This window comes from Streptomyces sp. NK15101, assembly GCF_020400725.1.
GTDB lineage: Bacteria > Actinomycetota > Actinomycetes > Streptomycetales > Streptomycetaceae > Streptomyces.
Genome location: NZ_JAINVG010000057.1, coordinates 1 through 14,788, shown reverse-complemented (window position 1 = coordinate 14,788; position 14,788 = coordinate 1). Strand labels below are relative to the sequence as shown.

10 protein-coding genes and 1 pseudogene are annotated in these 14,788 nt (G+C 73.6%); all 11 read right to left on the bottom strand.

Going from position 1 to position 14,788, the window contains the following annotated elements:
* Positions 1–3: 3 nt before the first annotated feature.
* The gene (locus K7G60_RS26305; protein ID WP_225803426.1) at positions 4–651 is read right to left on the bottom strand and encodes a PIG-L deacetylase family protein; all 648 of its coding nucleotides are present in this window, start codon (positions 649–651) and stop codon (positions 4–6) included.
* Complete coding sequence (locus tag K7G60_RS26300) at positions 648–1,442, bottom strand: sugar phosphate nucleotidyltransferase (RefSeq protein WP_225803425.1); 795 nt, start codon at positions 1,440–1,442, stop codon at positions 648–650. The genes K7G60_RS26305 and K7G60_RS26300 overlap by 4 nt, the downstream gene beginning before the upstream one ends.
* Complete coding sequence (locus K7G60_RS26295) at positions 1,439–2,689, bottom strand: class I SAM-dependent methyltransferase (RefSeq protein ID WP_225803424.1); 1,251 nt, start codon at positions 2,687–2,689, stop codon at positions 1,439–1,441. The genes K7G60_RS26300 and K7G60_RS26295 overlap by 4 nt, the downstream gene beginning before the upstream one ends.
* Positions 2,686–3,897: a glycosyltransferase gene (locus K7G60_RS26290; protein ID WP_225803423.1), complete on the bottom strand. Its 1,212-nt coding sequence runs from the start codon at positions 3,895–3,897 to the stop codon at positions 2,686–2,688. The genes K7G60_RS26295 and K7G60_RS26290 overlap by 4 nt, the downstream gene beginning before the upstream one ends.
* Before the next feature lie 2 nt (positions 3,898–3,899).
* Positions 3,900–5,147, bottom strand: coding sequence for an O-antigen ligase domain-containing protein (locus K7G60_RS26285; RefSeq protein WP_374115688.1), 1,248 nt, complete (start codon positions 5,145–5,147; stop codon positions 3,900–3,902).
* 1 nt (position 5,148) lies between these two features.
* Positions 5,149–6,681, bottom strand: a complete 1,533-nt coding sequence (locus K7G60_RS26280; RefSeq protein ID WP_225803422.1) for a right-handed parallel beta-helix repeat-containing protein — start codon at positions 6,679–6,681, stop codon at positions 5,149–5,151.
* Positions 6,682–6,692: 11 nt separating this feature from the next.
* Positions 6,693–8,669, bottom strand: coding sequence for an alginate lyase family protein (locus tag K7G60_RS26275; RefSeq protein ID WP_225803421.1), 1,977 nt, complete (start codon positions 8,667–8,669; stop codon positions 6,693–6,695).
* Entirely contained in the window at positions 8,666–10,873 is a 2,208-nt protein-coding gene (locus tag K7G60_RS26270) for a bi-domain-containing oxidoreductase (RefSeq protein WP_225803420.1), read from the bottom strand. Before K7G60_RS26270 ends, K7G60_RS26275 begins: the two co-directional genes overlap by 4 nt.
* 17 nt (positions 10,874–10,890) lie before the next feature.
* Positions 10,891–12,825: an asparagine synthase (glutamine-hydrolyzing) gene (gene asnB / locus K7G60_RS26265; protein WP_225803419.1), complete on the bottom strand. Its 1,935-nt coding sequence runs from the start codon at positions 12,823–12,825 to the stop codon at positions 10,891–10,893.
* A 3-nt stretch (positions 12,826–12,828) separates the two neighbouring features.
* Entirely contained in the window at positions 12,829–14,349 is a 1,521-nt protein-coding gene (locus K7G60_RS26260) for a Wzz/FepE/Etk N-terminal domain-containing protein (protein ID WP_225803418.1), read from the bottom strand.
* Positions 14,346–14,788 (bottom strand): annotated as a pseudogene (locus K7G60_RS26255) (polysaccharide biosynthesis protein); the annotation flags it as partial. The gene K7G60_RS26260 and the pseudogene K7G60_RS26255, both read right to left, overlap by 4 nt.

Here is a 14,788-nt window from a genome sequence, read left to right as displayed (position 1 = left end):
GGTTCAGTCCCCCAGGTCGAGAGTGAGTTTGGTGACGGCGAACGCCTCGGCGTAGCGCGCGTGGCATTCGATGCCGCGGATCCGTGCGAGGCCGAGGAAGGCCTCCCGGTCGTACCAGGGCCGGTGCCGCTGCGAGGGGTAGTGCTCCTGCAGCAGCCGCACCTTCTCCTCGGCGATCTCCGGCGACAGCGGCTGGTACGCCACCGGACGGCCGAGGTCGGCGTCCCACTTGACGATCTCGTAGCCGAGCACGAGATGGTCGCGGAACGCGGTGGACATCAGCTTCGCCAGGGTGCGGTGGTCCTGGTGCGCGTCCTCGGTGCGCGGGGCCAGGATCAGATCCGGATCGGTCCGCTCGCGCAGCTCCTCGACCGCCGCCTTGGCCTCCTCCCAGTGGGCGGGCAGCCGGCCGTCCGGCAGCTTGAGCACGGTCAGCCGCAGGTCGGCGCCCGGGCAGAAGGCGGCGAGCGCGGCCCGCTCCTCCTGCTCCCGCTCGCCGCCGCCGCCGGAGAGCACCAGCGCGTCGACGCGTGTGCCCGGCCGCGCGAGGCACAGCGCGAGGAGCGTGCCGCCGGCGCCGATGGCGATGTCGTCGCAGTGCGCGCCCACCGCGACGATCCGGTCCAGGCGCCCGGTGCCGAGGCGGATCAAGCGGTCACCCCCGTGGTGTCCCGTTCCCACACGGCCCACGGCCGGTCGCCCCGGGCGTAGGCCTCGTCGAGCGCGGCCCGCTCCTTCACCGTGTCGGTCGGCTTCCAGAAGCCGCGGTGCCGGTGCGCCACCAGACGGCCTTCCTTGGCCAGGCCGGCACAGCCGTCGGCGACCAGGTCCCCGCCCTCCGGTATGTGGTCGAAGACCTCCTGGCGGAGCACGAAGTAGCCGCCGTTCTCCCACAGCGGCAGTTCGCTGACCGCGGTGATGCCCCCCACGAGCCCGTCCTCGCCCAACTCCACGCAGTGGAAGGAGGACTGCGGCGGCACCACCATCATCGACGCGCCGGCGTCCCGCCGGGCGAACCGGTCGATCATCTCCGGCAGCGGCGCGTCGGTGAGCACGTCGGCGTAGTTGGCGAGGAACATCTCGTCGCCGTCCAGGTGGTGCCGCACCCGGCGCAGCCGCTCCCCGATCGGCGACTCGATGCCGGTCTGGGCGAACGTGATCGTCCAGTCGGACATGTCGGTGGACAGCAGCTCGGTCCGGCCGCCGCGCAGCACGAAGTCGTTGGACGTCGTCTCCTCGTAGTTGAGGAAGAACTCCTTGATGTGGTGCGCGCCGTAGCCGAGGCACAGGATGAACTCCGTGTGCCCGTAGTGCGCGTAGTAGCGCATGACGTGCCAGATCAGCGGCCGCGGGCCGACCATCGCCATCGGCTTGGGCACGTCGTCGGAGGTTCCGTTGCGCATCCGCATCCCGTAACCGCCGCAGAACAGGACGACCTTCATGCTGTGACCTCTTTCGCTGGCACCTCGACAACGCTCAGTTCCGGGATGGGGAAGACGAGACGGCCGCCCCAGTCGCCCACGAAGGACAGCTGCTCGACCAGCTCGGCCCGCAGGTTCCACGGCAGGACGAGGACGTAGTCCGGCCGGTCGGCTGCGATCCGCTCGGGCGGCAGGATCGGGATGCGGGTGCCCGGTGTGAACCTGCCGTGCTTGTAGGGGTTGCGGTCGACCGTGTACGAGAGCAGGTCGGGCCGGATGCCGCAGTGGTTGAGCAGCGTGTTGCCCTTGCCCGGCGCGCCGTAGCCGACGACCGTCTCGCCGCGCTCGGCCGCCTCGATGAGGAAGCGCAGCAGGTCCCGGCGCACCTTGGCCACCCGGTCGGAGAACTCGGCGTACCCGGACAGGTCCTGCAGTCCGGCGGCCTTCTCCCGGTCCAGGACCTCGGCCACCCGCGCCGTGGGCTCGCCGGCCACCCCGGCGGGCCGGGCCCACAGCCGGATGGAGCCGCCGTGCGTGGGCAGCAGCTCGACGTCCACGAGCGCGAGGCCGCCGCTCGCGAGCGCCCGGGCCGCGGACGCGACCGTGTAGTACTGGAAGTGCTCGTGGTAGATCGTGTCGTACTGGTTCTCCTCGATGAGGGTCAGCAGGTGCTGCACCTCGATGGAGACCCAGCCGTCGTCGGCGACCAGGGCGCGCAGCCCCCGGGTGAAGCCGACGACGTCGGGGATGTGCGCGTACACGTTGTTGGCGACGACCAGGTCCGCCGGGCCGTGCTCGGCGCGGACGGCCGCGCCGGTGTCCGGGCTCAGGAACTCGGTGACCGTGGGCACCCCCGCCTCTCGTGCCGCGGCGCCGACGTTCACCGAGGGCTCGACGCCGAGGCAGCGGATCCCGCGGTCCACCACGTGCTTCAGCAGGTACCCGTCGTTGCTCGCCACCTCGACCACGAAGGCGTCGGCGCCGAGGGCGAGCCGCTCCACGGCGTCCGCGACGAACGTGCGGGCGTGCTCCACCCAGGAGGTCGAGTACGAGGAGAAGTACGCGTACTCCTCGAAGGTCTCCTCCGGCGTGATCAGCGGAGGGATCTGCGCCAGCCAGCAGTCGGTGCAGACCCGCAGGTGCAGCGGGTACGCGGGCTCCGGCCGGTCCAGCTGGTCCGCGGCGAGAAAGCTCTCGCACGGTGGTGTCGCCCCCAGGTCGACGACGCTCGTGAGCGCCGCCGAGCCGCAGAGTCGGCATCGTGTCATTTACTGCCCCCTATTGATTCCGTCCGACCCGCGATCGCGGTGCGGTACCCATCCACCAGGCGCTCCAGCCCGACGGCCGGGCTGAAGTCCTGCTCGTAACGGCGCCGGGCCGCCAGCCCCATCTCCCGGCCCCGTACCGGCCCGGCCGTGATCCGGCGCAGGCAGGACGCGAGCGAGGCGGCCTCGCCCGGCCGGTGCAGCAGCCCGGTCACCCCCTCCTCGACCAGTTCGACGAAGGCGCCGTGACCGGCGGCGACGGCCGGGACCCCGGCCGCCATCGCCTCCGCGACCACCAGGCCGAAGGTCTCCCTGGCCGTCGAGGGAGCCACCACGGCGACCGACCGCGCGACGGCCCGCCGGCACTCCTCCGGGTCGTACAGGCCGACGTACCGCACGTCGTCCCGGTCCGCCGCCCAGGCGGCCACCTCCCGCTCCAGCGGCCCCGCCCCGGCGAGCACGAGCGGCACGCCCACCCCGCCGTCCGCGGCGAGTTCGTCCCACGCGGCCATGAGCAGCCGTACGCCCTTGGGCTCCGCGAGCCGGCCGAGGAAGAGCAGGTGCTCGCCGTCGCCCGTCCGCCGGGCGCCCGTGTCCGGAACGAAGTTGTGCTTCACCGCGAGGCGTTCGGCCGGCATGCCGGACCGCACCAGGAGGTCGCGCTGCGCCGCGGAGATGCAGAAGAACCGCTCCACGCCGGACCACCACCGCCGCCGGTTGACCGACAGGCTGACCGCGAGCGGGACCGTCGCCAGGCGGGAGTCCCGGTAGCAGCCGTGCCGGACGGCGGGCAGCGACGTCCTCGAACCGACGCACTCGGTGCACGGCCGGCCGTCCCGGTGCAGTGTGCCCGGCGGGCAGACCTGGGTGTAGTTGTGCAGCGTGGCGACGACGGGCACGCCGACGTCGGCGCAGGCGGCGAGCACCGCCGGCGACAGGAGCGGGAAGACGTTGTGGACGTGCACCACGTCCGGCCGGTCGGCGCGGAGCCGGGCGGCGAGCTCCGTGCGGACCGCCGGGTTCCACGGCACGAGGAGCGGCACCGCGGCCTTGCCGAGGAGGGACCGGCCGGCGATGTCGTCGCTGCGCCGCTCGAACAGGTCGACCCGGTGGCCGGCCGCGCGCAGCAGCCCCACCTCCTCGTCGACCACCCTGTTCTCCCCGCTCGGCTGCGCCGAGGAGTAGCGGTTGTGCACCACCAGGACATGCATGCTCAGGTCACCCTCCGGGCCCATTGCGGGATACGTCGTCGAGGAACTTCCGCCGTCGGGAGCGGCGCGGCCGCGGCGGGGGCCGGTGCGGCGAGCAGCGAGGCGGCCAGGGCCAGGTGCAGCAGGTACGCCGAGGCGTCGCCGAGCCCGACCTCGGTGTACGAGGAGAGCCCGCAGTAGCTGATCAGGAAGATCGCGCAGGCCCGCGACAGCGACGGCGGCCGCAGCAGCGCGACGCCGCCCAGCACGATGACGAGCGCCGCCACGATGCCGACGCCGATCAGGCCCTGCTCGTTGTAGACGGCCAGCCAGCTGTTGTCGATCGGGAGCCCGCCGAAGGACTTGTCGCCCAGGCCCGTGCCGAACACCTTCTCGCCGGTCGTCCGGGGTGCGGCGAGGAGGGCGTCCCAGACCTTGGCCCGGCCGGTGAGGTTGGAGAAGTTCTCCTGGCTCTGCCCGCGCAGGAACCAGGCCCGCAGCGCGGAGCCGAACACCACCGCGGCCACCGTGGCGCACACCACCGCCCAGGCGAAGACCCGGCGGGCGGCGCCGCTGGTCAGGAAGAGCGAGCCGATCGCCAGGACCAGCCCGATGATCAGGCCGAGCGTGGCCGTCCGGGTGTGGGTCATCGCGAGCAGGACGAGGCTCGGCACGACGACCACCGCCGCACTGGCCCCGGTGGTCCGGCGGCCCAGCAGGAGCAGCACGCCGAGCCCGGTGATCACCGCGGCGTACTGTCCGATCTGCGGCGGGGTGAGCGGCCACAGGGCGCCGACGAGCCGCCCGCCGTAGTACTCGGGCATGGCCGTGCCCGGTGAGACGACCAGCCCGGCGGCCACGAGACCGAGCACCGCGAAGTACATCCGGATGTGGTGGCGGACGAACGTCAGGCCGCCGTCCCACCAGCGGCTGAGCAGCCACAGCGTGGCGACGAAGAGGGTCAGCCGGGCGCAGCGGAACAGCGCGCCGGCCCCGGCGTCCAAGCTGGAGATCACGCTCGGCACGAGCAGCAGGGTCAGCAGGAAGACGAAGGCGCTGGGCCGGATGCGCAGCCGGGGATTGACGAGGAGCGCCAGCGCGAACGCGGCGACCAGCGCGCCCATGGTGATCATCTGGATGAGGGAGCGGGGCAGCGGGACGACGGTCTTCGCCCCGGCGGAGCCGAGCGTGTTGAGGGCGAGCAGTCCCCAGGCGATCCCGACGGTCCTCGGCGTGTGGTCCGTGCGCATCGACGTGTGGTCCGTGAGCATCTCAACCACCGGCCCGCGCGCGGAGGGTGCTGCCCGCGTCCTGCCGGTACGGCGCGTCCCGCCACTGCCCGAAGTCGAGGACCCGGCCCGGGTCGTGGGCGACGAACTTCCACGGCCCGACGTAGACGTTGTCGTGCCAGCGGTTGTCCTGTCCGTGGGTGATCGCCTCGGCCACCCGCTCGCCCCGGTACGGCGACCAGTCCGGATAGGTGCCGAAGTTGGCGAGCACCGCCATGCGGTCGCACATCGCCGTGCAGCCGACGACGGACTTGTCGAGGACGAAGCGGTTGTCGTGGATGTCCACCCGCCGGGTCCTCCACCGGCAGTCGGCGTAGAGCGGTGCGGTGGCGATCGCCGGCCGCGCGCAGCGGCCGGTGTCCTTCACCAGCAGCGTGCAGTAACCGGTGGAGGTGTTGGCCGGGCTGTTGCAGAACCGGTCGGCGTTCTCCCACAGGGTGATCCCGGACCAGTTGTCCTCCAGCACGTTCCGGTAGATCTCGATCTTGTCGGTGCGGGCCCGGACCCGTGGTTCGCCGCCGGCCTCGGACACGTAGACGGTCGCGTACGGGAAGTCGTCGCCGTCCTCCGCGTACCTACGGCCCTCGACCCAGTTGTTCCGCCGGATCGTGTTGTTCCGGATGACCGCGTTGTAGCTGGTCTCGTAGATCAGCGCGGCACCGTCGTTGGCCTCGAGGAGATTGCCCTCGATGCGGAAGTCGTTGTTGTTGTTGTCCGCCCACAGCCCGCTTCCGCGGTTGTCGTGCACCCAGTTGCCGCGGATGTCGGCGCCGTCGACGGCCCAGAACTTGACGCCTCCGGTGCAGCCGCAGCCCGGCTGCCGCCGCTCCCAGTCGTCGGTGTTGTTGCCCGTGATCTCGTTCCCCTCGACCACCAGGCCCTTGATGGAGTCACCGGTCTTGTACGCGTTCATGCCGTACTGCCCGTTGCCGCGCAGACAGCTGGCGCGGACCTGCTGGCGGGCACCGGCCATCAGCCCGGCACCCGAGTTGTGCTGGATCGTCGCGTGCTCGATCACCCACCCGTCGGCCATGTCGTGGTTGACCACGCCCTCGTCGTGCGGGGCGGCGAACCCCTGCACGGTCAGGTACCGGATGGTGACGTCGCGGGCGGTGCCGCCGAACGCGTACTGGCTGAACTTCCGGCCGTCGAGCACCGCGCCCGGCGCGCCGAGGTAGCGGTTCCCCTCCTTGGGAAGGACCTGGTCGTAGGGGCCGGGCCCGAGTGTGTGCCGGCCCGGCCGAAGCCAGAAGGTGGTGCCCGGAGGGCTGTTCTCGGTCTTCGCGGCCAGGTCACCGGCCACCCCGGGATCGACCGTCACCGCGCCCGCCGGCGCCTTCGCCGGCCCGGCCGCCGGCTCGGCGCACACCCCGCTCCCGGCCACGGTCACGGAGGCCGGCGGCGCGGCGGCGGGCTTCGGCCGCGCGGCCGGCGTGCTGTCGCAGCCGGTCGCCGCGAGCAGCGCCAGCGCGAGCGGTGCCGCCGGCACCACCCGGTGCCGCCACTTGATCCCCAAGGTCTTCCTTCCTAGCCGTGGAACCCGAGCACGGTCGTGAACCCTTCGGCGCTGTCGGTGAAGCCCGTGCCGACCAGCGTCGTGGCGGGCTCCTTGCGCCCGAAGCCCGCGGAGTACCAGCCGAGGATGGGGTATCCCCTGCCCGAAGAGCTTGGGGAAGGTTCGCTCTCGCCGCGGTGCGCCCGCCAGGACAGCTGCCCGGGCAGGTCGAGCACCGCCGAGCGGTCCTCGCCGTCCCGCGTCCAGCTGAGCTCCGCCCGGCTTCCCACCAGGTCCGCGGTGATCGCCGGACCCAGGTGGAACACCAACTGCACGGCCCGGCGAGGCCCTTCGCGCACCTCGTCGACGATCCTCAGCTCCCGGGTCGCGTCCGTCAGCTCCACCCGGCGGCGGTGCACGGAGGGCAGGTAGCCGTCGTGCTCGGCGCACCAGCGGGCCACGCCCTCGCCGGAGGCGTCCGCGACCAGGACGCGGCTCTCCGCCCGCCGGGTCCACAGGAACGGACCGCCGGAGACGGACTGGTCCTCGCCGTCCAGCCGCAGGGTGTTGTGGCCGAGGGTCGACCGGAAGTACTGCCGCCACTCGGGCTGCCCGTGGTAGCAGAACGTCCCCGGGTCGGCGAGCACGTCGACGCCGTCGTGCCGGACCTCCACGGACAGCGCGTCCGCGTGGGCGTGCGCGGCGATGGACAGGAATCCGTGCGGACCGCCGTCGCAGCGGCACCAGATCCCCCCGGGACCGCGCAGGACGGTCATGCCGGCGTCGGCGAAATGGGCCGGCCGGCTCGCCGGGCGGGACACGGCGGGACGATGGGGCCGGACGAGCGCGGCGAGCAGCGGGGTGCGCACGTCGGTGCCGGTCACCCCGGGCCACCAGGGGAGCCGGCCGAACACGGCGTCCCCGGTGGCGAGCAGCGAGCCCCAGCGGTCGGTGCCCTCGCCGTCCACGACCAGACCGTGCCCGTCGTCCGAGTCCCCCTGGCGCGGCGGCCGCAGCCGGTCGTCCACGACGGCGGCGAGCGCGTCGGTCATCCGCAGCAGCACGAGCCGGACCGTCGGGGGGACCGGCACGCCGGCGGCGTCCGCCTCGGCCACCGCGGCCAGGCCCAGTTCCAGGACCAGGCCGTGGTACTCGGAGGCCAGCTCGCGGTTGAGGCCCGAGAGGAAGGTGTTGCTCCGCAGGTGCCGGTCGAGGGACCGCAGCGCGTCGGTCCGCCAGCGCGCCGAGGAGGGGAACCAGCCGAACGCGCAGGCCGCGGCGAACTGCCCGGCGGCCTCGGCGATGACGTGGTTGTTCGCCGAGGACCCCCGGCTCGGGAAGGCGGCCAGCCAGCGCTGGTGGTGCCAGATCTGCCGGAGTGCCACCGGATTGCCCTCGAACAGCCCGGCCGCCCCCGGCCAGCCGTCGAGCAGCCGGCGGATCCACACCCAGGAGAGCAGCCGGATCCCCAGCTCGATGCCGCTGGTCCAGTGCACACCGCGCAGCGGCGCGTTGGCCGCCCACCACGACCGCAGGTGCGCGTCCACCCGCTCGGCGTACCGCTCGTCCCCGGTGATCGCATAGGCGGCGGCGAGCACGGTGAGGTACTGGTGCCGGGACAGCTCCCAGATCTGCTTGACGTCCCCGATCGCGTCCTCGTCCCGGTACGGCACGTCGAAGGCGTAGCCCCCCGGCGCCCGGCGCCCGGTCTTCGGGTCGTACCCCCAGTCCGGGTCGACCAGGTCGTCGCGGGCCACCCCGAAGTACTCGGCGTGCCCGGCCATCAGCCGGTCCGCCTCGGCGACGAGGCGCTTCGCGGCGTCCGGGGGTATCGCGTCGATCGTCCCGGCGGGCAGTACGGCGGTGAACCGGGCGCCGGTCACGGCCGGGCAGACCGGCCGTGCCGACCGCCACCGCCGCCTGCGCACCGCGTCGACCGTCCGCCCGCCGATCTCCCGCGGCCCCATCGCGGACAGCCGCCGCAGGTACCAGCCCGCGCTCATCGTCATCGTTCGCCCGCCAGCGTCACCGGCACGCCGCCCGCCAGGCCGGTCCGCACGGCGAGGGTGGCCGCCGTGGTGGCGACCAGCGACTCCAGCGGCACCGGCATCGGCCCGCCGGTCCGCACGGCCCTGACGAACGCGGCCAGCTGGGCGCTCTGGCCCTTGTCCCGGGCCTTCGGCAGCCGCGAACTGACCCAGCGCTTGCGGCCGGCCGTGCTCTTCTCGAAGTACACCGAGGAACGGACGAAGTCGTCGAGCCGCAGCACCTTGCCGTCCGCGAGCAGGTCGAGGGTCTCCTTGGGGAAGCCGGGCGCCCCGGTGGTGACGTAGCTGATGGTGGCGGTGGAGCCGTCCGGGTAGCGCAGGACGACCTGCAGGTCCTCGTTGCCGGACGGGGCGACCGCGTACACCGAGACCGGGTCGGCGTCGAGGAGCCAGCTCGCCGTGTCGATGAAGTGCCCGCCCTCGCCGGCGAACCGCGAGCCCTCCGTGCCCTGCTGGAGGTACCAGCTGCCCTGCTGGAGCCGGCCGGCGTTGACCAGGTAGCGGAGGTTCGCCGGACCGCTCCGGGCACCGAACCGCTGCTTCGCCTCCTGCAGCAGCGGCGCGAACCGGCGGTTGAAGCCCACCTGCAGCCGGTCGTTGCCGGACTCCTCCACCGCCGCGAGCACGCCGGCCAGTTCGTCCTCGGTGAGCGCCAGGGGCTTCTCCACGAACACCGCCTTGCCGGCGAGCAGCGCCTTCCGGGTCAGTTCGGCGTGCGAGCTGTGCCGGGTGACCACGAACACCGCGTCGACGGACCCGTCGCCGAGCACGGCGTCGAGATCGGTGGTCGCCCCGGCGAAGCCGAACTTCCGCTGCGCGTTGGCCGCGGACAGCGCCGTCGTGGTGACGACCGTGGACAGCTCGACGCCCTCGCGCCCCGTCAGGTGCGGCAGCAGCATCGACGTGGCGTAGTTGCCCGCGCCGACGAACGCGAGCCGCACCGGCGTCCTCAGGGGCCGGGCCGGACTCCGCTTCACGCGCACCGCGGGCACGGCCACCGCCGGTGCCACCGCCTCGGCTCCCGCCTCGGCCTCCGCCGCCTGCCCGGGGTACCGGAACAGCACGGCCACGGCCTTCAGCTCGCCGTCCTTCAGGGACCGGTACGTCTCGACGGCGTCGTCGAAGTCGGCGACGTGGGAGACCAGGGGCTCCACGTCGACGCTGCCGCGGGCGAGGAGGTCGAGGAAGCACGCCAGGTTGCGGCGCTCGGTCCAGCGCACGTAGCCGATCGGGTAGTCCCGCCCCTCCAGTTCGTACTCCGGGTCGTAGCGCCCGGGGCCGTAACTGCGGGAGAACCGGACGTCGAGCTCCTTCTCGTAGTACGCGTTCCACGGCAGGTCCAGCCGGCACTTGCCGATGTCGACGACCCGGCCGCGGTCCCGGCACAGCCGGGCGGCCAGCTCGACGGGCTCGTTGCTGCCGCCGCCGGCCGCCAGGTACACCTGGTCCACGCCGTGACCGCCGGTCAGTTCGGCGACGGCGGCCTCCACGGCCGCGGACGCCGGATCGCCGCAGGCCGCGGCGCCCAGGCGCTCGGCGAGCTCGCAGCGCGCCGGATCGGGGTCGGCGCCGACGACCCGGACCCCCGCGGCGGTGAGCAGCTGCACGACCAGCTGCCCGATCAGCCCGAGGCCGATGACCAGCGCCACCTCGCCGAGCTGCGGCTCGCCCTGGCGGATGCCCTGCAGGGCGATCGACCCGACGGTGCCGAAGGCGGCGTGCCGCGGCGCGAGACCGTCCGGCACCGGCGTGTAGAGGTTCTTCGGCACCCAGTTCAGCTCGGCGTGCAGCGCGTGCTCGTTGCCGGCGCAGGCCACCAGGTCGCCGACCTTCACGTCGTCGATCCCGGCGCCGACCTGCTCGACCACCCCGCACAGGGAGTAACCCAGCGGCGTGTACGAGTCCAGCTTGCCCATCACCTTGCGGTAGGTGGCCGGCACGCCGTTGACGGCCACGCTCTGCATGACCTTGGCCACCTGGTCCGGGCGGGAACGGGCCTTGCCCACCATCGACATGCCGGCCTCGGAGACCTTCATGAGCTCGGTCCCGGTGGAGATCAGCGAGAAGGCGGTCCGGACCAGCACGCCACCCGGCTTGCACCCGGGCACCGGCACGTCGAGCAGCGCCAGCTCGCCGCTCTTGTAGTTCTGCACAACCTGTTTCACCGAAGTCCTCTTGTTCTCTACGCCGTGAAGGAAGGGCTCTGGTCGGCCTTGGCGGTCGCGCCGCGGTACCAGTACTCGAGGGTCAGCACGTGCCACAGATGCTTGGAGTGGTCCCGGTGCCCGGCGGCGTCCTCGGCGGCCAGCCGCGCCAGCGCGTCACGGCGCAGGAAGCCGGCACGGACGAGCTCGCCGTCCTGGATCACCTCGCGCACCAGCGGTGCCAGGTCCCGGCTCATCCAGGCGCGCAGCGGGGCGCTGAACAGGCCCTTGGGCCGGTACACGATCTCCCGGGGCAGCACCGAGGCGGCCGCCTCCTTGAGGACCGCCTTGCCCTGCCGTCCGACGATCTTGCGGTCGCCGGGCACGGCGAACGCCGCCCTGACCACCTCGACGTCCACGTACGGCACCCGCACCTCGGTCGACGCGGCCATGCTCGACCGGTCCGTGTACGCGAGGTTGAGGCCCGGCAGGAACATCCGCGCGTCGCCCAGGCACATGCGGTTGACGAAGTCGTCGAGCTCGTTGTCCGCGTAGACGTCCGCGTGCTCGGTCAGCACGTCCTCGACCGTCCCCGCCAGGTCCGGATCGACCAGGTCGAGCAGCTCCTCCCGGTCGTACATGGTGTAGCTCCGCCGGAACGCGGTCTCCTCCGGCAGGTCGGCGAAGGAGAGGAACCGCTTCGCGAAGCGCACCGACCGGTAGCCCCGGCGGGCCGTGGCGACCGGCAGCCGGTCCACGGCCGCCGACAGACCGCGCCGCAGGGGCCGCGGGACGCGCTGGTAGCGCAGCGCGAGCAGGTTGGCCAGGTGCTTGCGGTAGCCGGCGAACAGCTCGTCGGCCCCCATCCCCGAGAGCAGCACCTTGACCCCGGCCTCCCGGGCGGCCGAGCAGATCAGGAAGGTGTTGATCGCGGCGGGGTCGCCGATCGGCTCGTCCAGGTGGTACGTCATCCGCGGCAGCAGGTCGAGCACGTCCGGGGCGATCTCGATCTCGTGCAGGTCGACACCGAACCGCCGGGCCACCTGCCGGGCGTAGCGCAGGTCGTCCGGCATCGCCTCGAACCTGGCGTCCTCGGCACGGAACCCGATCGTGTAGGCCGAGATCCCCGGCCGCTCCCGGGCCGCCAGCGCGGTCAGATAGCTGGAGTCGAGCCCGCCGGAGAGGAAGGTCGCCACCGGCACGTCGGCGACCAGATGGCGCCGGGTGGACTCCTCGACGATGGCGGCGAGGTCCGGCCGCTCACCCGCCCGGGCCCGGTCCCGGCCCTCGGCGGCGACGTCCTTCAGGTGCCAGAACCGGCCGCGGTCCACCCGGCCGTCGGGCCGGCACCGCAGCCAGCTGCCCGGCGGCAGCTTCTCCGCCTCGCGGAACGCGCACCGGGAGTCCGGCACCCAGTAGTACAGCAGCGAGGCCACGAGCGCCCCGTGGTCCACCTCGAGCGACCCGCCGGTCACGGCCGCGAGCGCCTTGAGCTCGGAGGCGAACACCAGACCCCCGCCGCGCCGGACCAGGAACAGCGGCTTGATCCCGAGCTGGTCGCGGGCGAGCACCAGCTCACCGGTGCGCTCGTCGAAGATCCCGAACGCGAACATGCCGCGCAGCCGCGGCAGACAGTCCGTGCCCCAGCGCCGCCAGGCCTCCAGGACCACCTCCGTGTCGGAGGCGCCGCGGAAGCGCACACCGGCCGCCGTCAGCTCGGCACGCAGCTCGGGCGCGTTGTACAGCTCGCCGTTGTACGTCAGGACGAGGCCGCCCGAGGCCATCGGCTGGGCGCCGGTCTCGGACAGGTCGACGATGGAGAGCCGGCGGTGCCCGAGGTGCACCTCGCCGTCACCGACGGGGTGGCCGTACCGGCCCGCTCCGTCCGGACCGCGATGGGCGAGGGTGTCGGTGAGCCGGTCGGTCACGACCTTCCCGTCCGGCCACCGGTAAGTACCCGCGATGCCACACATGTCCTACCGCGCCTCCTGGTCGTTTTCCGAGCCCGCCGCCGCCCACATCGGCAGCCGCTCCTTCCGCCGTCGGCCCGCCCCGTTCGGCCGGGCCGGCGGCTCGTTCCGGCCGCGCGGCGCGGTCCGCGGCCCTTCCCACAGCGTGCCGTCGGTCCGGTCACGCGGATCGGGGTCGATCAGCACCACGCCGATCACCGCGATGCGCTGGTCCGCGAGCTGCCGCGCCACGGTGTGCAGCCACGCGGCGCTGCCGTGCCCGGCGCGCACGAGGAGCACGGTCCGGGTGCCGAGGTACGGGAGCTCGGTCCACGCCGCGCCGGGCGCCACCGAGCCGACGCCGAGCCGGCGCTCCTGGTGCGGCACGGTCGCGGCGCGCTCGACGCCCACCACGGCCGGATCTCCCGGCTTCGGGCGGCGGTCGGCGAGCTGCCCGCCGGGCAGACCGTCGACGACGACCACCGGCCGCTCCGCCGCCAGCACCCCGGCGAGGTCCAGGGCGAGCGCGCCGGTGCCGCGCGCACAGCCCAGTTCCAGCAGCGACAGCGGTTCCGCGGAGTTGCGCACGGTCCGGGCCAGGGACGAGATGAGCCTCGTCCGTGCCGCCCGGCCCTTTCGGCGCCCCCACAGCCGGGGCGGCCGGCCGGGCAGTTCCGCGATGACCGAGGCGCCGAGGTGCGCCGCGATCTCCCGGCGCAGCACGGGGCGGTCCGCCACCACCGAGCCGACCGCGGCCACCGCGAGCCCGAGCGCGAGCCCGAGGGCGAGCCCGATCGCGGCGTCGGTGGCGGCCGTCTTGAGCAGCGAGCGCCGCACCGCGCGCGGCTCGTCCACGATCTGGGTGCCGGCGATGAGCCGGGGCATGCCGATGCGCGCCTCCTCGGCGCGCTGGCCGACATCGGAGATCCGCGAGGTGAGCTCGGCCCGGCGGGCGAAGAGCGACTCCATGTTCGCCGACGCCCTCGGCGCGCCCTCCGGCGACGCGCCCCCGATCTCCCTGTTGATCCGGGCGAGTTCGTCCCGCAGCCGGTCACGCTGGTCGAGCAGGGCCTTGGCGTCGGCGTTCGCCGCCTCCCGCAGCCGCCGCACGTGGTCCGCGACGAACGCGTCGGCCAGCGCCCGGGCGCGGGCCACCGCCTCCGCCTCGCTGTCGCCCCGCACACTGATCTGCAGCACGTTGTTGGTCAGGCCGATGCCCTCGTAGTCCCGCATGAAGTCCTCGGGCCTCTCCGAGGACTTGAGGGCCCGCAGCGCCTCTCCGCCGATCCGCGTGGTCTGCAGCAGCGCGACGTCGGTACGGATCAGCGTTCCCGGGTCGTTCGGCTGGTCCTCCTGATGGGCGACCAGCACCTTGGTCACCGCGGTCGGCGGCTGCGGCAGCAGGACCGCCACCGCCACGCCGATGAGCAGGCCGAGCAGCGCCGTGGAGCCCCAGAAGCGCCGCCGCCTCCGCACCGCCGCCACCAGCGCCTGCAGGTCGAGCAGCGGAGCGGCGGCCGACGAGTCCGCCGTCGTACGCGTCGTCACCGTGCGCCCCCCGTCGTGTCGCCGCTCCCGACGAGCGCCGGCGCGGCGTCCCGGGGACGGCCGGCGGACCGCGACGGCCGGGCCCGGACCGCGCCGGCCAGGACGACGCCGACGATCTCGTGCCCCGCGTCCGCGCACGCCTCGGCGATGCCGGCGAGCTCCGCCGCCGTCCAGCTGCCCGCGCTGAGCAGGACCAGGGCACCGGACTCGTCCTCGCGGTCCGGCACCATCGGCCGGGACACCGAGACCTCCACGGTCCGCAGCCGGGGATCGCTCCCGGCCTCGGCGACGAGCTCCCCGGCGGCCCGGCGGGCGATCCCGTCGCCGTCCGGGACGACGACGAGCAGCCGCCGGGGCGCCGGCAGCCGGTCCCGGAGGCGCGCGGCGGCCCCGCCCACGTCCGAGGGACGCGGGCAGGGCGCAACAGCTTGAGTTACGA